This is a genomic window from Shewanella sp. ULN5 (genome assembly GCF_030731885.1).
In the GTDB taxonomy this organism is placed as follows: Bacteria; Pseudomonadota; Gammaproteobacteria; order Enterobacterales; family Shewanellaceae; genus Shewanella; species Shewanella holmiensis.
In genome coordinates this window covers 1-22,839 of sequence record NZ_JAPJEE010000019.1, presented here as the reverse complement: position 1 = coordinate 22,839, position 22,839 = coordinate 1, and the positions used below count along the sequence as shown (strand labels likewise).

24 protein-coding genes are annotated in these 22,839 nt (G+C 40.2%); 9 read left to right on the top strand and 15 right to left on the bottom strand.

All coding sequences use genetic code 11. From position 1 onward, the window contains the following. The first annotated feature begins 84 nt into the window (after nucleotides 1–84). On the top strand, nucleotides 85–993 hold the full coding sequence (locus tag ORI98_RS15540) for a DMT family transporter (RefSeq protein ID WP_306135867.1): 909 nt from the start codon (nucleotides 85–87) through the stop codon (nucleotides 991–993). Between the two features lie 131 nt (nucleotides 994–1,124). Then, a complete protein-coding gene (locus tag ORI98_RS15535; RefSeq protein ID WP_261297467.1) occupies nucleotides 1,125–1,451 on the top strand; it encodes a hypothetical protein in 327 nt (108 codons plus the stop codon). A gap of 113 nt (nucleotides 1,452–1,564) precedes the next feature. Here ORI98_RS15535 and ORI98_RS15530 read toward each other — a convergent pair whose 3' ends face one another. Continuing rightward, complete coding sequence (locus ORI98_RS15530) at nucleotides 1,565–1,738, bottom strand: hypothetical protein (RefSeq protein WP_261297466.1); 174 nt, start codon at nucleotides 1,736–1,738, stop codon at nucleotides 1,565–1,567. Nucleotides 1,739–1,986: 248 nt separating this feature from the next. On the opposite strand from ORI98_RS15530, the gene ORI98_RS15525 reads away from it, so the two are divergent. Continuing rightward, nucleotides 1,987–2,331, top strand: a complete 345-nt coding sequence (locus ORI98_RS15525) for a DUF3634 family protein (RefSeq protein WP_261297465.1) — start codon at nucleotides 1,987–1,989, stop codon at nucleotides 2,329–2,331. 89 nt (nucleotides 2,332–2,420) lie between these two features. Here ORI98_RS15525 and ORI98_RS15520 read toward each other — a convergent pair whose 3' ends face one another. From ORI98_RS15520 to ORI98_RS15460, 13 genes are all read right to left on the bottom strand, one after another. After that, nucleotides 2,421–3,014, bottom strand: coding sequence for a DUF3833 domain-containing protein (locus tag ORI98_RS15520; protein WP_306135839.1), 594 nt, complete (start codon nucleotides 3,012–3,014; stop codon nucleotides 2,421–2,423). Then, a complete protein-coding gene (locus ORI98_RS15515) occupies nucleotides 3,014–3,634 on the bottom strand; it encodes a chalcone isomerase family protein (protein WP_306135838.1) in 621 nt (206 codons plus the stop codon). The genes ORI98_RS15520 and ORI98_RS15515 overlap by 1 nt, the downstream gene beginning before the upstream one ends. 17 nt (nucleotides 3,635–3,651) lie before the next feature. Further along, nucleotides 3,652–4,179, bottom strand: coding sequence for a DUF2878 domain-containing protein (locus ORI98_RS15510; RefSeq protein WP_306135837.1), 528 nt, complete (start codon nucleotides 4,177–4,179; stop codon nucleotides 3,652–3,654). Nucleotides 4,180–4,219: 40 nt separating this feature from the next. Beyond that, nucleotides 4,220–5,455 (bottom strand): cyclopropane-fatty-acyl-phospholipid synthase family protein, encoded by a 1,236-nt coding sequence (locus tag ORI98_RS15505; RefSeq protein ID WP_306135836.1) that lies wholly within the window; start codon nucleotides 5,453–5,455, stop codon nucleotides 4,220–4,222. A gap of 102 nt (nucleotides 5,456–5,557) precedes the next feature. After that, the gene (locus ORI98_RS15500; protein WP_306135835.1) at nucleotides 5,558–6,376 is read right to left on the bottom strand and encodes a DUF1365 domain-containing protein; all 819 of its coding nucleotides are present in this window, start codon (nucleotides 6,374–6,376) and stop codon (nucleotides 5,558–5,560) included. Next, a complete protein-coding gene (locus ORI98_RS15495) occupies nucleotides 6,373–7,641 on the bottom strand; it encodes an NAD(P)/FAD-dependent oxidoreductase (RefSeq protein WP_306135834.1) in 1,269 nt (422 codons plus the stop codon). Before ORI98_RS15495 ends, ORI98_RS15500 begins: the two co-directional genes overlap by 4 nt. 71 nt (nucleotides 7,642–7,712) lie before the next feature. Continuing rightward, nucleotides 7,713–8,483, bottom strand: coding sequence for an SDR family NAD(P)-dependent oxidoreductase (locus ORI98_RS15490; RefSeq protein ID WP_306135833.1), 771 nt, complete (start codon nucleotides 8,481–8,483; stop codon nucleotides 7,713–7,715). A 4-nt stretch (nucleotides 8,484–8,487) separates the two neighbouring features. After that, nucleotides 8,488–8,961 carry a nuclear transport factor 2 family protein gene (locus ORI98_RS15485; RefSeq protein WP_261297457.1) on the bottom strand — a complete coding sequence of 158 codons (474 nt, stop codon included), beginning with the start codon at nucleotides 8,959–8,961 and terminating at the stop codon, nucleotides 8,488–8,490. Nucleotides 8,962–9,179: 218 nt separating this feature from the next. Beyond that, nucleotides 9,180–10,478: an ammonia-forming cytochrome c nitrite reductase subunit c552 gene (locus ORI98_RS15480; RefSeq protein ID WP_306135866.1), complete on the bottom strand. Its 1,299-nt coding sequence runs from the start codon at nucleotides 10,476–10,478 to the stop codon at nucleotides 9,180–9,182. A 91-nt stretch (nucleotides 10,479–10,569) separates the two neighbouring features. Further along, entirely contained in the window at nucleotides 10,570–11,781 is a 1,212-nt protein-coding gene (locus ORI98_RS15475; protein WP_306135832.1) for an NnrS family protein, read from the bottom strand. 218 nt (nucleotides 11,782–11,999) lie between these two features. After that, the gene (gene phrB / locus ORI98_RS15470; RefSeq protein WP_306135831.1) at nucleotides 12,000–13,469 is read right to left on the bottom strand and encodes a deoxyribodipyrimidine photo-lyase; all 1,470 of its coding nucleotides are present in this window, start codon (nucleotides 13,467–13,469) and stop codon (nucleotides 12,000–12,002) included. A gap of 15 nt (nucleotides 13,470–13,484) precedes the next feature. Further along, the gene (locus tag ORI98_RS15465; RefSeq protein WP_306135830.1) at nucleotides 13,485–14,447 is read right to left on the bottom strand and encodes a DUF523 and DUF1722 domain-containing protein; all 963 of its coding nucleotides are present in this window, start codon (nucleotides 14,445–14,447) and stop codon (nucleotides 13,485–13,487) included. A gap of 159 nt (nucleotides 14,448–14,606) precedes the next feature. Further along, nucleotides 14,607–15,536 (bottom strand): DUF368 domain-containing protein, encoded by a 930-nt coding sequence (locus tag ORI98_RS15460; RefSeq protein ID WP_306135829.1) that lies wholly within the window; start codon nucleotides 15,534–15,536, stop codon nucleotides 14,607–14,609. Nucleotides 15,537–15,674: 138 nt separating this feature from the next. On the opposite strand from ORI98_RS15460, the gene ORI98_RS15455 reads away from it, so the two are divergent. The 6 genes from ORI98_RS15455 to ORI98_RS15430 all read left to right on the top strand — a co-directional run bounded on the left by ORI98_RS15455 (nucleotide 15,675) and on the right by ORI98_RS15430 (nucleotide 20,017). After that, the gene (locus ORI98_RS15455) at nucleotides 15,675–16,151 is read left to right on the top strand and encodes a hotdog fold domain-containing protein (protein WP_306135828.1); all 477 of its coding nucleotides are present in this window, start codon (nucleotides 15,675–15,677) and stop codon (nucleotides 16,149–16,151) included. Between the two features lie 29 nt (nucleotides 16,152–16,180). Continuing rightward, nucleotides 16,181–17,065, top strand: a complete 885-nt coding sequence (locus ORI98_RS15450) for a prohibitin family protein (RefSeq protein WP_261297447.1) — start codon at nucleotides 16,181–16,183, stop codon at nucleotides 17,063–17,065. Between the two features lie 98 nt (nucleotides 17,066–17,163). Continuing rightward, nucleotides 17,164–18,372 carry a DUF418 domain-containing protein gene (locus ORI98_RS15445; RefSeq protein WP_306135827.1) on the top strand — a complete coding sequence of 403 codons (1,209 nt, stop codon included), beginning with the start codon at nucleotides 17,164–17,166 and terminating at the stop codon, nucleotides 18,370–18,372. A 53-nt stretch (nucleotides 18,373–18,425) separates the two neighbouring features. Further along, nucleotides 18,426–19,076, top strand: a complete 651-nt coding sequence (locus ORI98_RS15440; RefSeq protein WP_306135826.1) for a YceI family protein — start codon at nucleotides 18,426–18,428, stop codon at nucleotides 19,074–19,076. Further along, nucleotides 19,073–19,450 (top strand): DUF1294 domain-containing protein, encoded by a 378-nt coding sequence (locus tag ORI98_RS15435; protein WP_306135825.1) that lies wholly within the window; start codon nucleotides 19,073–19,075, stop codon nucleotides 19,448–19,450. The genes ORI98_RS15440 and ORI98_RS15435 overlap by 4 nt, the downstream gene beginning before the upstream one ends. A gap of 96 nt (nucleotides 19,451–19,546) precedes the next feature. Further along, nucleotides 19,547–20,017 (top strand): FKBP-type peptidyl-prolyl cis-trans isomerase, encoded by a 471-nt coding sequence (locus ORI98_RS15430; protein ID WP_306135824.1) that lies wholly within the window; start codon nucleotides 19,547–19,549, stop codon nucleotides 20,015–20,017. 797 nt (nucleotides 20,018–20,814) lie between these two features. Here the strand turns inward: ORI98_RS15430 and ORI98_RS15425 are convergent. Next, complete coding sequence (locus ORI98_RS15425; protein WP_306135823.1) at nucleotides 20,815–22,650, bottom strand: ATP-dependent endonuclease; 1,836 nt, start codon at nucleotides 22,648–22,650, stop codon at nucleotides 20,815–20,817. Between the last annotated feature and the right edge of the window lie 189 nt (nucleotides 22,651–22,839).

Below are 22,839 nucleotides of genomic sequence, written 5' to 3'. Positions count from 1 at the left end.
GGATATTGCATGCAATTTTCCGAGATGATATTTGCCGCTTTCAGCAGTGCAGTATTGTTACTATTAATCTTTGAGGATGTCATCGTGAACTCAACCCAAATAGCCTACCTATATGGTTTAGGTGCCGTGTTATTATGGTCTACGGTAGCCGCAGCATTTAAAGTTGCGCTGGATTACTTTACTCCCTTACAACTTGTTTTAGTGGCCGTGCTAACGTCTATCGCAACACTGAGTATTATCTTGTTGATGCAAGGTAAGCTCAATTTAGTGAGTCGCCAGTTTTTACAGCGCCCGACATTTTATCTCATCAGCGGGATGTTAAACCCATTTCTTTACTATTATGTTCTTTTTGCTGCTTATGATTTATTACCCGCACAACAAGCTCTGTCTTTGAATTACACTTGGGCGATTTTATTACCTATATTGTCAGTTCCCTTTTTAGGGCACTCGCTGAGTAAAACCGACATGATTGCTGCGATGATTGCTTATGTTGGAGTGTTCATTATTGCGACAGGCGGCAATTTCACCACCATGAGTTTTGAGAGTCCAATAGGCATTTTACTTGCCTTGTTGAGTACTGTTTTGTGGTGTCTATATTGGATTTTCAACACGAAAGATAATGGTAATGCCATTGTCAGCTTACTGCTTAGTTTTACGCTAGGATTGCCGTTTATTGTTATTACGCTTTTATTAACAGATAAACTACCGACATTAACTGCAGAAGCCCTATTTGCGGGTATGTATGTTGGACTGTTTGAAATGGGCGTGACATTTGTATTGTGGTTAATCGCATTAAAAAAGACTGATAAAGCAGCGAACATGAGCACCATGGTTTTTTTGACACCGGTGTTATCTGTTGGTTTTATCACCTGGATATTAAAAGAAAATATTGCAGTAGCAACCTATCTTGGTCTTGGATTTATCTTGTCGGCCCTTGCTCTGCAAAAACTGCTTCCTCGTTTTGTGTGTAGACCCGGATCACAATTAACATAATCACCACAAAAAAGTTGAAAAAATAATCAGTTGTCACTATAACTATCAATACACATACCTTTATCTACCTTTAGCATCAATCAATTGTCTCGACATATAAACAAGTAAGCAGTAATGGAGAGGTGACGGCAATGGGATTGCCTAGATGGAACTTATCAAATAAAGCCGAACGTATTTTTCGAATCACAGTGCTGACAATTGTCGGGCTGATTTTGATTTATGAAAAAATCTATGGGTCAAGCTCTACCCAATACGCAGCCATGTATTTGTGTGTATTTTCTTTAGTCGGCACATTCTTATCGAATGCCGTCCAAAAGCGCTACTTTACTTCTGTCATGGAATACGCCCAAGTATTCAGACTTGTCGCATTACTGATGATGCTTTGCTTTTTAATCATTTGGATTTACATCACCTTAGAGAGTACATCTCAGGCAGCATTGGTTGCAGGAATCGTCTAAAACTCCTGTACTTCAGATAACAAAACCCACAAAAATTAATGCCCTACTTGAAAAGTAAGGCATTTTGACAGTCGTGTACAAACTGAACTGCAGTGAGATAACGTTAGTTGTGATTACTTCAATGAAGGCACTTTATTTTGCAGTAATTGCTGCTGCATGCTGCGCCAACCGCTCGAAATAGTAGAAAGGTGTTCACGACGTTCAGGAAATTGGTTAGCAAGATTGTTCATTGTCATAATTTGTAATTCGCACAATTCATTCCAACGCTTAGCATTTGATATCGACATAACATTATCCTTAATGAGATTAAAATCCATTTACAGCGCCTGATCAAGGTCAACCGTGTTTGATTGAGTCACAACAATAAAAACATAAAACCTGATGTAATAAAAATGTAACACAGCTTTTATGTTTGCGCCAATGAGTGATATTAATATTTTTGCTACAAGCCACTTTTTTAGTAAAAAAAGATTGCACCAAGGATAATCAAGCGTATCTTAAATATAAGAATAACAAAGCTTAAAGGACGCTTAACATGACAGAAACTGTATTCAAAATTTTATTTATCGCGGTGTTATTTTTTCTTGCTTACAAACTAATTTTTTCTGGTAAACGTGGATTAACCCTATTTGAAATGCATTTCAAACAGGGGCGTTTAAATAAGCACAAAGGTAAAATTCCGGAAAAATTTGAGAGAGAATGTCGCGCCTTTGCCAAAGAACATAAACTGACATGTACTGTTCGCGCAGAAAAAAATAATCAGGTTAGGTTGCATGTCTCTGCTAATGTCGGTGATAACTTAACTCAACAAATCAGAAATATATTCCCCTTTGAATATTATGATCAAAAGCACATCGACAATTCAAAGCTAAAAGGATAATGCTATTTACGCTTTCAAAGTAAGCCTTGAGCTTTTACTGGCTAGTTATCAAAAGATAACCTGAGCTTGATATCATTTTCAATTTCAGGTTATTTTCTTTGAATCACGAGTGTGACTTCAGCCACTTTGATGCCAAATTTGTTGATATCGCTTTTATTAATAATGGTTTTGTTATCAACTAAAAACATCCAATCATCAAACTCAACCTCATACTCGCTGCCATCAACCAGTAATTTCATATCATAGCGCCAACGAAGAGCACTACCGTTAGCCTCTCCTTTAGCGACGCCTAATATGTCATCAGCACGCCCCTCAAACTGACCATTACCTAAATCAGTGAGATACCATATGCGCGTTTGCTTTTCGCCATCATCATAAATAAACCATTCTTTTAACTCACCTTTATTACCTTGCCAGCTACCTGTCATGGTCACGGTAAACTTGCGAGTTACCTTACCAGAGTAATCTTGCACTATGCCAGAAGCGGTTAATTCACCATCAAAAAATGCGGCTAAATTCAATGTGGGGTTGCTATTAGCATAATCTTCGATGGATGCCGATGAGCAAGAGAATAAGCTAATGCAAGCCGCAATCACTGCAAGTTTTTTTAGCCACTTAACATGCCATAAACGAGAAGCAGAATATCGAGTAGCTGATGAAGCTGATTTTAACAAAATCCTCATTATTTATTTGCTCCAATTAACTGTTGACGTAGCTTAGGATGCGTTGTTTTTTCTGACAACCAAATCCCGATAAATGCTTCACTAAAACGTTGGTCTGCTAGTTGATAAAATGGTTTATCGTTAAATAAAAACTCAGCTTGTTGATCATTGTGAATGATAAAACTTAAGCGATCATTTTGTTTCACATCCGGCCAGGCTGAGATTAAGTGCGATTTAATTTGGTTAATTTCGGCAGCAGCAATACCATTTTTTTGCCATTGCTCAATGGTGGCATCGATAAGCTCTTGCGCTGAAATATCACGGTGATATTCAATATCTAGCATTAATGGAAAGCGCTGTGGTTGATAAACACCATCCAAGGAGTATAACTTTGCCAGATACACATCAAACCAAAGCACATCCATATCGGCCTCGCCGACTTGGATAAGTTTCAAAGGCATATCATGGGGTACTGAAGAACCTAACGACTGTTGATTTACAGCAGTCTGCGGCTCAAATTGATCTTGGTTGGGCTGCTTATCATCAATCGAACTTTGATATTGTGCCAATACAACCTGAGGAACAGCTAATAATGTGAGTAAAATTATTTGCCCTAGTCGCCATTTAGTTTCAATGTGCATCTCATTGCTCCGCTAACTTATACATGATTGGCTATCGTTAATGATGACTTCAATCGTGCTGCTATAGTCATTGATACGGGAAATAACACACACCAGATCACAACAAGAATACAGGCTGAATAAACGGTGCCAAACGGAAGTACCACAGCGCCAAAATTAGCACCAGCCAGATAGCTTAAGCTTCCCGATACACCGCCGAGTATCACCTGTAAAGGTAGATGTAATTTATGTGCAAAAGCCAGACTAGAGTTCAAGGTCAGTGCAAAAAAAATCCATAATAATGCCAGCCACCAAGGTGAGATAGAAAACTCAAACACGCCAAAGTAAATCAGACAGATATCAACAAAAATACCCAATGAACTCACGGCTAGCACAACCCAAAAATCCCTTTTTCTGTTTTTTGATACCACAAAATGAAGTAAGACTAATAATATCGAAATGATAATAAATTGGTTTTGGTACAACACCCCAAGCCACCAAATACATTGGAAACTGAGGGCGTTAAACACGACAGACAAGGTCGAGGGGGATAATGTAGGCTTCATCTACCCCCCTTAATATCAGTGGTATTACCCCATTCGTTTATTAGCATCGATAGCTTGGTCTAACGGCGGTTAAGTGTACTGTGCTGGTTGTGCGCTCTAAGAAACCACCTTCACAATAACTTAAGTAAAACTTCCACATGCGGATAAAATCATCGCCATAACCTAACTCTGTGATCGTTTCTTTAGCATGATCAAAATTATCATGCCAATGCTTCAAGGTGCGAGCATAGTCTAGGCCAATATCATCAATAGACCAGATCACCATATCGGTTTTGTTAGCGATATGACGCGACATCTCACTAATTGAAGGCAAGCAACCACCTGGAAAAATATAACGCTGAATAAAGTCGACACTTTTGCGATAACTATTATAACGTTGATCGGCTATGGTAATTGCTTGAATTAGCAATTTACCTTCAGGCTTTAACAGATGTTGTAGCTTTTCAAAAAATCCCGGTAAATATTCATGCCCAACCGCTTCAATCATTTCAATCGATACCACACGATCATATTCACCTGTCAGTTCGCGGTAATCTTGCTTTAACAGGGTAATTTTATCCGCTAAACCTTCGCTATTAACACGCGCAGCCGCATAGTCATACTGTGCATCTGAAATAGTGGTAGTGGTAACCGAGACGCCGTAATGCTTTGCAGCATAAATAGCTAACGCGCCCCACCCTGTGCCCACCTCTAAAAGAGTTTGTCCTGGTTGTAAATCTAAACGCTGACAAATGGTGTCTAACTTGTGTAATTGCGCCTCTGCAAGACAAGCATCATTAGTGGGATAAATTGCACTTGAGTACATCATTTCTGGGTCTAAAAATGTTTGGTACATATCATTGCCCAAATCATAATGAGCCAGAATATTTCTTTTTGAGCCCGATTGAGAATTTCGGTTAAACACGTGCTTAACTCGATTGATACCATTACTCAACCAGGAAAAATAACGTTCAATGTTATCTAATAGTGCTAAGTTTCGGGCAAATACTTGCACAACTTTTGTCAAATCAGGGCTACACCAGTGTCTTTGAATATAAGCTTCACCTGCACCAATTGAACCACCAAATACGACCTGACGATAAAAACTAGGATGCTGAACTTGCATGGTGGCATGTAACGGACTGTGTTGATCTCCAAATACATGGGATTGAGTACCATCAACTATCGTCAATTGTCCCTGAGCCAGATTTGCTAAAGCACGCAGTAAAATCTTTTTAGCCAAACTGTCTGATAACGAGGCTTGAGCGATACTGCTTTCGGTTGCGATGTTGTCCATGTCTGACTCCATTTAAATACAAGGTACTCTTTAATTTTTAATATCAACTAGCAATACGCACCTGAAAGAATTTTGGATTCATTTTTGAAACTAAATCAGCATTTAAGTTGGCAGCTTAACTTTGGGTTTGCCAACAAAAGGAATACGCTTAATAAACAACTTCATGGCCTGCCAATAAATACCCATAACAATTTTTGCGGTCATTAAAGGATAGCCCAATACAAAGCGTTGAATATTCTTGGGTGTAAAAGGTTGGCGTTTTAATGCAATAGTGGCGTCAAATAACTTAGCGTTTTGATCATTACGATTCTCGATAGTCACTTTAAGATGCTCCTGCGGCGGCACAATTCGCCATAAATAGTGCATATCTAAGGTCATAAACGGAGAAACATGGAATACCTTATCTGTATGCGTGGTATTTGCTAAATCAACCAAATAGCAATGCCGTTCGTTCCAGGGAGTATTACTGACTTCTGCCAACATATATAAAGGAGCATCGTCTTGATAACAAAAAAAGAAGTTAACGGGACTAAAATAAAACCCGAAATGACGAATTTGGCCACAAAACACTACACGGTTACACGCCGTTTGGGCGCCTAAGTGCTTTATGGTGGTTAGGGCACGCAATTTTAACGCAGCGACCGAAGGCAAATGTGTTGCTTTGAATTGCAAAGCAAAATCCTCACCAAATTGCTTATCAATGCTGTTGAGGTAATCTTCGGCTTTAAAGGTTAATAATGCCCTACTCTGGTCAAATAATTTAGATGAACTGACTAGTTGGGGTAATTCGTCTAAATCTAACGCCATCATGGCAATATCGTAACCAAAACTGTGGCGTTTGGGTGCATGTCTTCTATGGCTGACTTTGCCATAATAAATACCACTTTTAAAATCACGCGTTTGCGCCGAAGAATCGGTCATAAACTGATCCCAAATTGATTGCACACATCGACAGCACTTCTAACGCCATCTTCATGAAAACCGTTATACCAATATGCACCAGCAAAGTAAGTATGACGTTTACCAGATATTAAGCTGCGTTTTACTTGAGCTTGCATACTCGCTTCATTAAAAACAGGATGAGCATAATTGAATTTACGTAATATTTTGCTTTCATCAATTAAGTCCGTTTGATTTAAGGTCACGCAAAATGTCGGCGCACTTTTGGGTAAGCGCTGTAAAATATTCATATTATAAGTGACGCTTGCAGGTCTATCTGCAATGGCAACTTCGTCATCACCGTCTAAACGGTAATTCCAACTTGCCCAGGCGGAACGTCGTTTAGGCAATAAACCAATGTCGGTGTGCAACACCACTTCATTATTTTGATATGCCATAGCCGATAAAATGTGTTGCTCATCAGTGCTAGGGTCGCTCAACATCGCCAGCGCTTGATCGCTATGACAGGCTAAAATAACATCATCAAAATGCTGCCATTCGCCATTAGCGATTTGCACCTTAACCCCCTCATCGGCACGCATAATTGCCGTAACAGGGCTATTCAATAAAATATTATTTTTGAATGGCTCAATTAATGCTGGTATGTAACTTCGCGAACCGCCTTTTAATACAGACCACTGTGGACGGTCACTAATATTCAGCAAACCATGGTGTTGAAAGAAGCGGATAAAAAAGCGCAACCCAAAAGCACGCATGTCATTGATGCTTGAAGACCAAATTGCCGCACCCATTGGCAAAATGTAATGCTCGCAGAAAAAGTCACTGAACTGATGTCTGTCGAGGTACTCGCCTAAACTAATTTCTGGGTAGTTGTCTGATTCATAAATAGCTTTACAGCTATTATTAAAACGCACGATTTCTACCAGAAATCGATAAAAACTCGGACGTAATATATTGCGTTTTTGGGCAAATAAACTCCAAAGAGTATGGCCATTATATTCAAGGCCAGTATGAGCGTTGTGAACACTGAAGCTCATTTCTGTTGGTAACGACTCCACGGCTAACTTTGCCATTAACTTTTCAAAACGAGGGTAAGTTCTGTCATTAAATACAATAAAGCCTGTGTCTATCGCATAACTTTCACCATCGACTTCAACATCGACTGTCGCAGTGTGGCCACCAATATAATCATTCGCTTCAAATACAGTAACATGATGCTTACTGCTCAGTAAGTGCGCGCAGGTTAACCCTGATACTCCGGTTCCTATTACGGCAATTTTTTTCATTATTATTTTTCTCCACAACCACATTCACGCTAATACTGTTGATACGTATTTTTCAGCCAATTAGATCGTTGTTATTTTGTTGGCTTTTCAGCAAGTATTTTAATTAATAACATCTCAGGTAACCAAGATAAGCACTTCAATATAAAGGTAAACCTTTTAGGAAAGTGGATTTCAAACTGACGTTTTCCCATTCCTTCAAAAATCCGCTTGGCAGCTTGCTCACTGCTCACTCTCATCGGCATAGCAAAATCATTTTTGTCTGTTAATGGCGTTTTAACAAAACCTGGGCAAATCACACTCACACCGATAGCTTTATTCGGTTTTGCTGCTAAATCCAAACGTAAACTGCGGCCTAAATAACTAATAGCAGCTTTAGATGCGCCATAAGCCTCAGCTCGTGGAAAGGGTAAATAGGTTGCACTTGAGCTCATCAACCCCAGTTGCCCCCCTTTTGCCATTAACGGCAAAAAGGCTTCAATACAATAACCAATAGCAATTAAGTTGGTGGTAATCACCCGACTAAACAGTGATGAATCAAATTCGAAAACATTTTCTATGTATTCACAGGTACCAGCATTTAGTATCACTTGCGTAAGTGACACATTTTTTTGCAACAGGTATTGGCTTAACGCTGCACTTGCGGCGTTGACTTGCTCGGGCGCTGTAATATCAAATGTCAAAAAGTGGTGAGTATTTAATTGATTAAGGATCGACTCATTTCTTCCACATGCGATGACATGAAAACCCTGAGCGATATAATAATTGACGCAGGCAAGGCCAATACCAGATGTTGCTCCGGTAATCAGCACTGCCTGAGATGATGTTGCGCTCTGCGAAATCATAAGTTCAACCTATGCGTTTTTTAAGCAAATTGATTAACCCACCTAACAGCGGGACATGTTGATACAGCATTTGACCTGCATCGAAATAATCTCGATGAAAATAAATTTTGTCGTTAAATTTAAGCAAGCTTGAACCATCTACATGAATAGTTTGGCCTTTATTTAACTTAGGATGCGAATAGCTCATTACCCAATATAGCGCAGCCTGATGTTGACATTCACTCAAGACTATTTGATGAATATCAAATTCAATATGAGTAATGTTTTGGTATAAATTAGCAAAATATTCCGTTAATGCTGCCATTCCATCTACTTGATGCAAAGGGTCTTGAAAATGCACATCTGAACTGTAGACTTCTGTTAATTTTTGTAAATTATCTTTATTAAGCTTTTGATAAAGCTCAATAAACAACCCAACAATCTCAGGTGTGTTGTCGTTAGGTAACGCGAATTCGGTTACATTTAACGTATTTTGCATATTCTGCTCTCTTGTATCGTTCGCATATTTACCATAAAACGCAATGTAGTAAATTACAATGCCTTATATGACAACAACATATATTGTCTTGGGGACAATATATGTGATTTATTTCACTTACAAAAAATACGGTAATCAGCAGCAAATAGATCAAAAAAAGCGCTTAATATTTTAAGCGCTTTTTTATCAATAAAATCGAATGTCAATTGTGATATCGGTTAATTTTCATAACCCTGGCGAGCAACTGGGTGCCAGTGTTTATCGACTTCATTTTTAATAAACATCACTTTTGCGGCTTCTGCGGCATCTTTATCAAAACCAATTACAGCATGTGCTTTCTCTTTGGTACTGATGTCAGGGTAATCCACCTTTTCGACATCAAGCTGTTTCAATATCATTGCCAGCAAAGTGCGCGACAAGGTCACTTGTTCAATCGCTTTATCCAATAAAGCGTTCCCCTCTTCGGGGTTATGAGCGTACAAACCATGGGAGGCCATGGCAAAATCCCAGCGCCATTGCCCATGACGAATGCCCATGATGGCGTCATTCATTAATGGCCATGTTGCTCCAGCATCCCAAGCTGCTTTTGCCTCAAAATGTGCTTTAACCAGTAAGTCTTCAACTTGGCGAGCTTTAGTATTAATTTGTTGTTTGTTTTTAGCTAATGTTTTGCTAATCGCCTGCTGACTAGAGTGACAAGCCTTACAGGTATTATCGAAATGTTCTAGTGCGTTGCCGACTTTATGATCGGTAAACTCATTACCTTTATCATCGGTTGCAGGTGGCATATGGCAGGTGATACAGGTAACGCCAGCTTCAGCATGTTTGCTGCGGCTCCAATGCTCAAACTCTGGGTGACGCGCCTTTAACATCGGTGTTTTTGAAATAGGATGGATCCATTCATAAAAACGGCGGGTGTCATAATACTTTTCAATATCATCGGCGGTGCTGCCAAATATCCATGGAATATTGACTTTATCACTGCGCTCAGGCTGAAAATAATAGGTCACATGACACTGACCGCAAACTTGAGCACCTTGCATGCTGGTATTTTGTTTGTCGAAAGGCAGCTTTATTTTGGCCATAGCATCCTGTGCATGTGGACGAGGTAGCGCCAATTTAGCACTGCCGTCTTCATGACAATCGCTGCAATACACCACTGATTTAATTTCAGTGCCTAAATCGGTAAAATTGGCGCCAGAAAATCCTTCTATACCCATTTCGTTCATCAATCTTGGAGCATCAGGTGTTTTGCAGGTCCAACAACTGGCTGAAAGCCCTTTTTTACCTTCTTCGACTGACACGCCAGTACGTAAAATATGAGTGACATCAGCCACCGCAAATTGATGCCCACGAGGGCTGTTGTACTCTTTTGCAAAAGACGAACCGGCCCATAAAATGATGTTAGCTGGATATGCTGCTAGCATGTCTTCTTTATCGGCTTGCTCTGATGTCGCCAACCAAGTTTGATATTGATTAGGGAACTTAGTCTGGTTAGTCTCATCAACATTTGCCATCGCAGGCAAAGCGTATATCACACCTGCGCCAGCAAGGATTGACACTAACAAATGGTATTTACTTAATAACATAGCTCACTCTTCTTATATTTTACCCAGGACGACCATCTAATCGAGGTTTAGTTAAAATAGGGGCGTAATACCACACAAACATACCAAAACTAATAAACCAACACGCCCCAGCTAACCATAACCAAGTGGAGGAATATTGCGGCGCAAGTAAAGGCATTACGGCGCGTAATATTGCCGCTAGCGGCAAGCAAGAAAAGGCCAGTATCATATTAGGGCCTTGATAAATATTACGACTAGTATGACCTAAAGAGACGCGCGATATCATCGACAAACACAAAGATGCAATCCCCCCAACAGCAAATAAATGCAGTAACGTACGGTATGCAAACTCGTTGTTGATATTCCAAGCCATCGCAAGCAGGGTTGCAGGTAACGCCCAATATGAAACATGTAAAGACCACAACATAGGTTCTTTAAAGGTTTTGTGCCCTTTCCAACCCAATACTCTAATCAATTGTAATAGTCCGGCGCTAAACAAAATACCTTGTTCAATTTCACGCGGAAATATATGAAATACTGACTGCACAAACAAAACACCCATAACCAATATTAACGTTAATTCAAGTGCTTGTATGGGATCAGGCTTTGAATGTTGTAACTTCATCGCAGTGAAAAAGGGGATCACTCGCCCACCAACGACGGTGATCACCATTGCCAACCACCAAATCATTGCCTGCCATAACTGTGTCGATAGCGAAAAATTACGTTCATACAGGGCATAATAACTGACTAAGTTAACAACCAGCGCCAGCATAATCATTATTGGAAAACCAATGTTTCGCCACTGTTTTACTTTATAAATACAACGCCATAGAGTGGCTGCTGTAATACCTAAAAATAAGGTATCAAATGATGCTGGCAGCCAAATAGGAATATCAAAAGGCATTAATAACAGCAAACGAGCGACTAACCAACAGCTGAACGTTACCGCTAACAAAGGCCCTTTCATTGTCGGTTGATTTGTCCAGGTTTGTGCTGCCGTAAGCAAAAATCCGCTCACGATAGCCAGTGCAAAACCAAACAACATTTCATGAGGATGCCACCATAACGGCAGCACATTGGCCCAAAACTGGCCATTAAATAAACTGTATTGTGGCGTAAACCAGCCCATTAACCATAGCGGAATATACAAAGCAGCAACCACGGCCCCTCCCAAGAAGAACGGTCTAAAGCCTAATCGCCAAATTGCAGGTGTTTGCTCAATGTCACGGGGGTCATCAATGTTTAACATTTATTATCGCCTTAAACATGCATTAAATATAAATCTTTAATGAAGTTTAAGCTCATCAATGCTTTCGTTCAATAACAATAGCGCTCAATGATGAATAATTACCTAAAACTGTGATCTACGCGTTACTTGCGCAATAAGGATTTTGACTGAAACGAGGACCAACGACGCTGTTGTGATTGTTTTTGTTCTAGTGAAAAAAGTTAGCCACCATGATGGCGCTAACCCCGTTTTAGTGCCCCTAATACCTCAAGTGCACGCTTTCTAGCAAAACCATGCTCAACGATTGGCGCAGGGTAGGCCTTTTCTTGCTTGGCGCGTTCAGAGAATAAATCGGCCATTGAATTAATATGCTGTGCTTTTAGATGTGGCTCGTGGATATGCTTTAAGCTCCAATCGGCAACTTCAGGTACAAAATGTTTTATAAAGCTCGCATCAGGATCAAACTTACTGCTTTGAGTCATAGGATTAAATACCCTAAAGTAAGGTTGGGCATCGCACCCAGTGCCTGCTGACCATTGCCAGCCACCATTGTTAGCGGCTAAGTCGCCATCAATCAGCTGTTGTCTAAAGTATTGTTCACCCCAGCGCCAATCTACCAGCAAATGTTTAGTTAAAAAACTTGCCACGACCATGCGTAAACGATTGTGCATCCAACCCGTTTGATTAAGCTGTCGCATTGCAGCGTCCACTATAGGATAACCCGTTTGTCCCTGACACCATGCTTGAAACTCATCATTGTCGTTGCGCCATTGAATCAACTGACCAAGTTCATTAAAGCTTTGAGCTCTGGATAATTTGGGAAATGCCACCAACAAATGGCGGTAAAACTCGCGCCAGATCAGTTCGTTTAGCCATGTCTTTGCAGGACTAGCATCATTAACTAACGCATCGGGATAATAAAATAAAATGGCGGCAACGCACTGACGCGCGCTTAATACTCCAATAGCAAGATAAGGCGAAAGTTTGCTTGTTCCATCAATGGCAGGTAAATCACGGTATTGTTGATAGTCGGCTATATGGTTTTCAATAAACTGTTTCAGCAGTTTTCTAGCACTATCCTCCCCAGCAGCCCACAGATCACTTTTAACTCGGAGGGGATAAAACTCATCACAATTAAATTGGCATAGCAATGGTACATTTATCGGTTGCCTGAATTTGGGAATACCTAACGGCACGATAGATTGACTTGCAGCGAGTTTTTTCCATGCTTTTGCAAACGGGGTAAACACCTTATACATTTGCCCGGCTTGATTTTGCACACTGCCAGGTGCTAGCAAGCAGTCTTGATCAAGCAAATGCAGCGGCAAGCTGGCATCTATTAAGGCTGCATCACGTTGGCGCTCGTTAAACTCAGGTTCATTCGCGGCATAAATCACCCCGATGTCATGCTCGGCGCAAAACTCGCTTAACCATGGCGCTATGTCAGCAAAAGTATTTAACTGCACCACGGTTAGTTCAATACCAATTTTTGCCAAAGACTGGGCTAATAAATTGACGTGCCGCTCAATAAAATCGATTTGGATTGCTGCAACATCATGCTCAGCCCATTGCTGTGGGGTAACAAAATACAGCGCTTTCACTTGGCTACCGTATTGCTTGGCAAAAGTACATGCCATCGCCAGCGCAGGATGATCGCTGATGCGAACATCCTGCCTAAACCATACTACACAGTTAACATTTTGCTGCATCAATACGACTCCAACTTAGTAGGCATAACGCAATTTAAGCTCTTCTGGGTGTGGGTTTAGATACACTTGGTTTTCAATATATTCAGTTGGAAACTCTTTTAAATAATGATTAATCAATGTCATAGGCACCAATAACGGCAACAGACCTTGACGGTATTTCATAATGGCATCGGTTAACTCTTCTTTTTGGCGAGCATTTAAATGTTTCTTAAAGTAGCCCTGAATATGTTGTAACGTACTGGTGTGATTTTTACGGGTTGCTTTGACTTTTAACGCCGTCATTAAGCCTTCAAAATAGGTTTGCGCCGACGCCTCTAAATCTTCAAGGTTAGCGAGAACAGGTCCAAGCTCGCGATACCACTTAGGACTATGTGCCATTAATAGATATTTATAACGTGAATGAAACTGGATTAATTTGTGCTTGGTGAGTCCTGATGCCATCATATTGCGCCAATCATGGTAGGCATAAACGCGAGTAAAAAAGTTCTCTTTAATGACCATATCATTCAAGCGCCCTTCTTCTTCAACAGGCAGGTAGGGATACTTATCCATCAAGGCTTTAGCAAACACCCCAACACCGGTTTTCGTGCTGTTATTAGTGCCCTTCTTATACTCTAAAACACGCTCCATACCGCAGGTTGGTGATTTAGCACAAAAAATATAACCACCTAGATTGCCGAGTTCCTGCACTTTATTTTGGCTAAATTCGTGCAGCTTTGCGGTAACATCTAACGTGCCGTCAGCACTTTGAATTAGCAAAACATCGCCATCTTTAATTTGACGAATACTTCTACGTGGCGCACCCATACCGATGGCCATTTCAGGGCAAATACTGGTGTATTCAAAAAACGGCGCAATTTCTTTCGCGCAGTAGTAAGAGTTTTTATGGCCACCATCAAAACGAACCTCACTGCCTAACAAGCAACTACTGATACCGATTTGGATTTTTTGCGGAACAAATTCTTGAGGTTCACTCATCTTTACGCACTCCTGTGGCGGTAAATAACATCTAATAAAAAATACGTGTTAGTAATGAAAATAGTTCAATTTAAAGAGAAAAACTTAAATTTAGCTAAATAAAAAACAGAGCCTAGGCTCTGTTTCATTGTGATTGGATTACATGATGACATCAATCAACTAACTGGATTTGTCCGTATGCTGATTTCCGACTAACTCAAGCCCCCAAACTAAGGCGATACCTAATATGGCGCAAGCAATGGCTAGACCGATTTGATGCGACTCGCCAGTGATGGTTTGAAAATCAAACGGGGAAAGATTTTGCTCCAATAAAGGCACTTGCTCGCCTTTAGAGTTTTCACGCCAGGTTAGCACCTGTTTCCATGGCCAAATTTTGCCAAGGGTGCCCAACATTAAACCAATTAAGAACATCAAAGTTGCATCATGAAACTTACGTAATAAGGCCGATAATACATGGCTAAAGCTTAATAAGCCCACAGCACAACCGCCGGCAAAACAAAGTAAATAGGCAATATCAAACCCCTTTGCCGCAGCCAATACCGCAGGGTACATTCCCAATAGCAGTAAAATAAAGCTACCTGAAATACCCGGTAAAATCATCGCACAAATAGCGATAATGCCCGCAAAGAAAAAGTTGATATAAGTGGCATCCATAGCAATAGGGTTAAGTATCGTAATCCCCCAGGCAAAAGCCACACCACAGGCAAATAACGCGATTTTCAGCAACGAAAAATGACTGACCTGTTTAAGCATATGCACCACAGAGAATAAAATCAGCCCAAAGAAAAATGACCACACGGGGATCGGATGTGTTGCTAACAACCACGAGATTAATTTAGCTAAGGTAAAAATACTGGTTAAAATACCACCAAAAACACAGACTAAAAACGGCCCATTTATGTGCATAAATGCCGCTTTAAAACCTTGTGATTTAATCACCCCAAATAGCGATGGATTGATTTTACGAATACCATCCAGTAGTGGGTCTAAAATACCGGTAATAAACGCAATGGTCCCACCTGAAACGCCAGGCACTACATCAGCGGCGCCCATGGCCATGCCTTTCAAATACGTTGTAAATAACTTCAAAATTAACCCTAATCAGTAGTTTGAACACGATAATCTAGCTGGCGATTATACCCACTTGCTGATGGGCAAACCACTAGCAGAGTGTTAACAATAATGCTAACCTCATCCGACCAGACAAATAATCACCAGTAATGGATTATGAATAACAACAAACCTAACAAAGTCATGGCGTTATACCACAAGGTTACTCGCTACCCTTTCGGCGATAAAATTTTTTCTAAAATGGTATCCCGTATGGCGCCGTATTTCGGCACAATTCACCCTCATATCACTTCGCTGCAAGAAAATCGCTGCGAATGTTTAATCAAAAAGCGCAAAATTGTGCAAAACCACATTGGTACTGTACATGTTATTGCGATTTGTAACGGCCTTGAAATGGCAATGGGGACTATGGCTGAGGCTTCTATTCCTAAGCACCTTCGTTGGATCCCTAAAGGTATGTCAGTAGATTATACCGCTAAAGCCGGTAGCGATATTTTGTGTGTCGCAGAGGTAAAACCAGAACAATGGCAAATCGGTGATATGTTAGTCGACGTAAAAGCTTATGACACCAATGGTGTTGTGGTGGTTCAAGGCCATATCAAACTATGGATTTCAGAAAAACCACAAAAATAAATCATCTTCAATTTTGCTAGGGAAGCACAATGTTAAAAAATGGTCTAACAACAGGCGACAATCATTTAAGTAAAATCATTCCAGGGGTTATCTTTGTCAGTTTATTAACAGGTCTTTATGGCAGTTGGTATACGGTCGATCAGGGTGAACGAGGAGTATTACTGCGCAATGGTAAAATTATCGATACAGCCGAACCAGGCTTAGGGTTTAAAATTCCGTTAATCGATACAGTCGTCAAAATCTCTACTCAAACTCATACTGCCAGTTATCAAGCGCTGCAGGCTTATAGCCGCGATCAACAGCCTGCAACACTGCGAGCATCCGTCACTTTTAGTGTGCCGCCAGACAGGGTTGAAGAAGTTTATGCGAACTTCAAGGGTATCGATTCTATGGTGTCAAGATTGTTAGACCGCCAGGTGCCTACCCAAGTTGAAAATATCTTTGGTAAATACACCGCGATTTCTGCGGTGCAAGAAAGGGTTAAGTTTGGCATTGATGTCACTGACGCTATTACAAAGTCAATAAAGGGGCCGGTGACGATTAGCTCGGTGCAAATTGAAAATATTGATTTTAGTAACGCCTATGAAAAATCAGTAGAAGACAGAATGCGCGCCGAAGTTGAAGTGCAAACCCAATTACAAAATCTTGAAAAAGAACGAGTCAGTGCGCAAATTGCTGTCACTCAAGCACAAGCTGAAGCCGATTCACAATTGGCCCGCGCCATTGCTGAAGCGGAGAGTATTCGTATTAAAGGTGATGCTGAAGCATCAGCAATTAAAATCCGCGCAGAAGCCTTGGCTCAAAATCAAAATTTAGTTGAACTGACTAAAGCCGAGCGCTGGGATGGGAAGTTGCCAACCACTATGTTGCCAACAGGGACAATTCCATTTTTAGAAGTGCAAAAAAATAAGTAGCAAATCGCTTATTAGGTAAATAAGCGTCAAAAGATTTACTTTGCCTTTCAAAGCAATTTGTTAGGCAAATTAATTTATTTATGACGTGATTAACATCAATGATAAAAAGGAATTCAATCATTAATAGCAATCCCCTTCCCAACGAGCCCCAAACGCCTGACAATCTGGTAAGCATTGCCACACCCGCGATCAAAACACCCCCAGAAAGATTAGCTAACCTAGATGCCATTCGAGGCTTTGCATTACTGGGAATTTTGTTTTTAAATATTTATTTCATGGCAAATAATTTCTACGGTTATGCACCGCATCACCCCGAAAAAACGGCCGATATAGTCATTGAAGTTATCAGTAACTTTGTATTTGAAGGCCGCTTTATCAGTTTATTTTCGATGTTGTTTGGTGCTGGTTTATGGCTCCAATTTTGTAAAGCCGGCAATGATGATACGGCGCATCACACAGCCAAAAAACGACTACATTGGCTTATGATATTTGGGCTGGTTCATGGCGTGTTTATTTTCTCTGGAGACATCTTACTCACCTACGGTTTATGCGGATTACTGGCCTATAAATATTGCGCGTTAGCCCCTAAAACATTATTAGCCAAGTCGATAAAATTTATCTTGCTTGCAATGGTGGTGATTGCATTACTATCAATTACCATTGAAGACGAGCCCTTTTATCGCGGCTCAGCTTATTATTTGCAGCAGTTAGATATTTGGACCGGCAGTTACGCCACCCAGGTGATGATGCAAGGCATGATGGTAGGCTACATGCTGTTAATCATCCCGATTAGTCTTTTATGGTACGGCGCAGGGTTAATGCTAATTGGCATATACCTGATGAAACAAGGCTATTTTCACCGCGGCTTTAGCGCTAAACAGTTAGGGATATTTGCCGTTACAGGCATAATATTTTCTGGTTTTGACAGTGTATTAAGCCTGTCTAGTTCTGCAATGTTAAAAGAAATATCAGGTATTTTTATGATGCTTGGCGCTATACCCACCGCACTGATTTATTGGCATATTATTGTTAAACTATGTCAAAACAACCCGCTAAAATTAACCTTATTACAAAACCTAGGGCGAGTATCATTAAGCTTTTATATTCTACAATCTATTTTAGGTGTGCTGTTATTACGCCATTGGATGCCACAATGGCAAATGTCGTTTGATCGTATCGATTATATGTTACTTGCCATAGCATTAAGTGTGTTACAACTGAGTCTGGCAGCACTATATGTACGTATTTTTAATCAAGGCCCCTTAGAGTACCTAATGCGAGTGCTGTCTAAACGCATAAATACCTAAAACAAAATGTTTAGCGCTAGCAATTACTCAATCAGCTGATTAAAGGAATATTTTTGCAAACTACTCATAAAATTAACCGCCAAAACCGTCATTTATTCGGAATATTGTTTATTCTCATTAGCCTGTCAGGTTGTATCAGTTGGGTCACGCCGTCTGTGATACCAGAACTCACTCAGCTTCAACCCGGTGAATTTACTTTAGACCCTAATCATGCGGCATTGATTTTTAAAATAGCGCATTTAGGGTTATCTACCTATGTGGGTCGGTTCAATCAATTTGATGCTCAATTGCGTTTTGATCCCAATAACATGCAAGCAGCATCACTAGAAGCCAGCGTGCAAATCAGCTCAATTGACGTCAACAATGAAAAACTTGAAACCACCCTGCAAAATAGCACTTGGTTTGATAGTAAAAAGTTTCCTCAAGCACTGTTTAAAAGCCAAAAAGTGACGCCGATTAACTCTGCCAGCTCAGATAATCAATTTGCCTTTGAAGGTTTGCTAACGTTACATGGCGTGACTAAGCCCGTTACCTTCAGCGCGACATTTCATGGCGGGGCTGATAACTGGATGACAGGTAAATATACGTTAGGTTTCAGCGCGGTAGGCACCATTAAACGGTCTGATTTTGATATGAGCAGTTACATCCCCATCGTGGGCGATGAAATAACCCTAGAGATTTACGCGGAGTTTTTAAAACAATGATGATATTTGCCTTAATCATGCTAGTTATCTGGCTGGTGTTTTTAATGATCGGCTATGGATTCTATGCACTTTCGCCCTGGGTTATTAGCCTATTTATTGGCATTAACCTGTTGAGTTTCATAATAACTTGGTATGACAAGCGCATTGCGACTCAAAACCAAACATCGGCCCAAACTCAACGCAATCGTATTAGTGAAAAAACCTTATACCTTTACGCCTTAATCGGCGGCTGGCCAGCCGCCATTATTGCCCAACAATACTTTCGCCATAAAACGCAAAAAAATGCCTTTAAATATCGGTTTTGGTTATCCATCGTTATCAATATTATGCTTACTCTGGGGATCAGTTATTTGTATCTGCTGTATACCCTTTAAAACGTAAATGCCTTAACACTGAGCGGCTGTATCCATTGCATAAACTAGGGTAAACTGACGCATCATTTTAACGGATAATAACCAAGAGAATTTTTCATGCGCATGATCATTGCCGTAGCGGTAATCGCTTTAGTCATTTTTTATTTTTTTAGTCAGATGAACAATCAAAAAGCCGCCAAAGAAAACATTGCCAAAGGCAGCGCTTTTTTAGCTGAAAACGCCAAGCGTGATGGGGTAATTCAAACCTTGTCTGGCTTGCAGTATGAAGTGCTCACTAAAAGTGAAAATACCGAACATCCTACAGCCAAAAATAATGTGACTGTGCATTACCACGGTACGCTAATAGATGGTACGGTTTTCGATAGCTCTGTTGAACGCGGCCAAACGATTGCATTTCCACTTAATCAAGTGATTAAAGGCTGGACCGAAGGTGTGCAATTAATGACTGTTGGTGACAAATTCCGTTTTTACATTCCAAGTCAACTTGCCTATGGCAACCGCTCAACCGGCAAAATTGTGGGCGGGTCTGTGTTGATTTTTGATGTCGAGTTATTTGAAATTAACTAACCTCAGCTCGGGTTAATAGATGAACCCAAAGCCATTAGATCCAATTAAATCTTCATAGACGTCACAGTGACTACAATTGACATCAGATTGGCATCAGCTTGACTTCAAGTGCAAATAAGCCAGCGAGACGCTGGCTCTTGGTTTTAAAATCAGCATCCATGTGGGCTTAGCCCAAACATCTCCGTTTTGAATACTCGCTGGCTCATCTACAACCGCATTATTATCTCTTCGATTTAGCTTTATTGATGGCGGTGGTAACACAAGAGATAACTCGGAACTGGACAAAAGTGTGTAGGCCTTCGAATGAAGGCGTTGGCATTTTGAGCTTATAACATTTAGCTGAGTTGGAATTGGGATTTGTGTTTAAAGTCGAATCTTCATTGTTGTTAAAAGCCTGCGGCTCGCTTATGTGCAGATACTGCTTCGGGACGCTATGCGTCATCCCTGACCGCTTAACGAAAACATCCCTGTTTTCGATACCCTCAGCCGCATCTACACTTGGTTATTTGATCTCTTCGATTTAACCTTTCGGGTATCAATCGGACAATAAAAAGCTAAATCGTTTTTGGACAAAAATGAGTTAGTGCTTAGACTCTAGAGCCTGCAAATCACATTATAATTAGTAATGACTATCTTAACAAAGTGAGCTTATGCTCACTAAGAGATGGATGGATCGCAGTTCAATATCCTAACCAGAAAGCTAGTTAGGTGTTCTAAATGAACCGCCCTGTGCGGAGCCGCATGCAGGATGGTGTGGGGGCTGGAGGCTAGATACCTCCGGCTACCCGATTATATCGCTAGTCTTCAGTGTGAATATGCTCAACAGATTTTTGATAGTTTGTTACCGCAACATCAAGTTCGTTAATATCAGCCCAAGCAATGGCACCACTTGGTAGCTTAACGCCGTCCTTTTCCAAAATCGCATCTAGCAACTGCTTAATTTTGGAATACATATCTGGATCTGTTTTGATATTATTAATACAGTTTTCAGGTTTATCATTTGCAACTGTTTCTGAAAAATAAGCCTCTTCAAAGTTAACTATTGATGCTACCACTTTTGATTCAGGTTGCATCTGAGCTTGTATTTTCCCATTATTTGTCCACGCTGGATTATTCATTTCAAATACATCGTATGCAATGCAACCATCTTTGCTTTTCTCTTTATTCCTTCGTTTTGACATACATTTTTGTGTATCTGTATCATGTAAAACGAAGTACTGGCCTTTAAAGTGATTTAACACTTTCATCATTGACGCTACAGTTACTTTACCTCTAGCTCTTACAATATTAAGATCATGATATTCAAAATTATCATTAGAGGCTTCTTTATCTTTAATGTAACCAAATGCTGAGTATTCAGTATCACCTTCAACAACTAGGACTCTCCCCCCAAAGAAAGCTTGCGAAATATGAGAGTCAAATAAATTTGTTAACTTCAAATTTTCTTTGTCGTCATCATCTAAATTCGCATCTTCTGGTCTATATAGAGTGGTTGTTTTTATGTTTCGGTGCTCATTTTTCTCAACCCTAATGACCGTTGTATGGTCTTTACTAAGATCAATAAAGTTTGGTGAGTGTGTAGCTATCATTACTTGCCAATTATCACTTTCAGGTAATGAATACAGAACATCTCTGGCACTATCTATTGCAGTTGGGTGTAAGCTAACTTCTGGTTCATCCAATAATAATACGTGAGACGTATTATTTCCCAATTTTTCATGCTGAGATTTTGCCGACTTAGATGTTGTATTTTTAGCTTTAATGCCCTTATCAGCTAAAAGTTTGAGAATAGTCCACAAAGCAGTTCTTCGACTTCCGCTTCCTTGTTTATTCAGGGGGAATTTTTCGCCACCTACCGCCCCCATTTGAACGTCGAACTCATCTCCTAGCAAATCCACTGTGATAGTAGAATTGCTCTCAGGAGCTAGAATTGATAATTCATGGTTTGGAAATATTTTTCCGATTATTTCGTTTGCAGTTGTCTCTAAATTTTGAACACTTTGGTTTTGAGTTGCCTTTGTATCTTTTCGTAGCTTGTCCAAAGAATCTAATACCTTTTCATAAACAGTCTTTTCATCAGCGTCATTTTCTTTGTACTGTTTAATTCCTTCATCTAGTAAACTTTTCAAAAGTGATTTAATTGCTCTCGCTTGAATTTCTGGGTCATCAAATGTGCTTACCCTGTGAGGTTTCGGCCTTTTAGATTTAGCCTTGTTATTCATGCCCCAAGGCATAGTTTCATCATCACCTTTTTGGGCATAGCGGCCTAAGTTCACATTAAAGCCTACACGTACTGGCTCAACATTGATCCCATTCCAAGTCCATTTTTCTCTTACAAGTAACATCCCATCATCTTGTTCCAAGCACCACTCATCACCAGGTTTCGTTTCATCTGTTGCTAAAGAATAAACCTGAACTTCCGGAAATGATTCAGGTGTAACTTGTTTATTGTGAAAATCATCTTGTTCTAATTTTAAGCAATCTGTAACGACTTCAAAAGCTCTCAAAATAGTACTTTTACCAGCATTATTAGCACCGACTAAAACAACTATCTTATCAATATCTACAGTTACTTCATTAGCTCCTATACAACCAAAGTTTTTGATTATTAATTTCTTGATTTTTGGAATCATCTTAAATCCTTTTGAATGACTTGTGTACGCCCAACATGGGCATGAACTAATGAGGTGAAAGTCCTCTGTAGGAAGATCACCGTTTAAATAACATAATTAGTTGGGTCAGAGTCTGACGGATCCCCACGAATTTAATAGCATGCTTGTGGCTCCCGAACTAAGCCTTGTAGTGTTTTGATTGCTACCTGC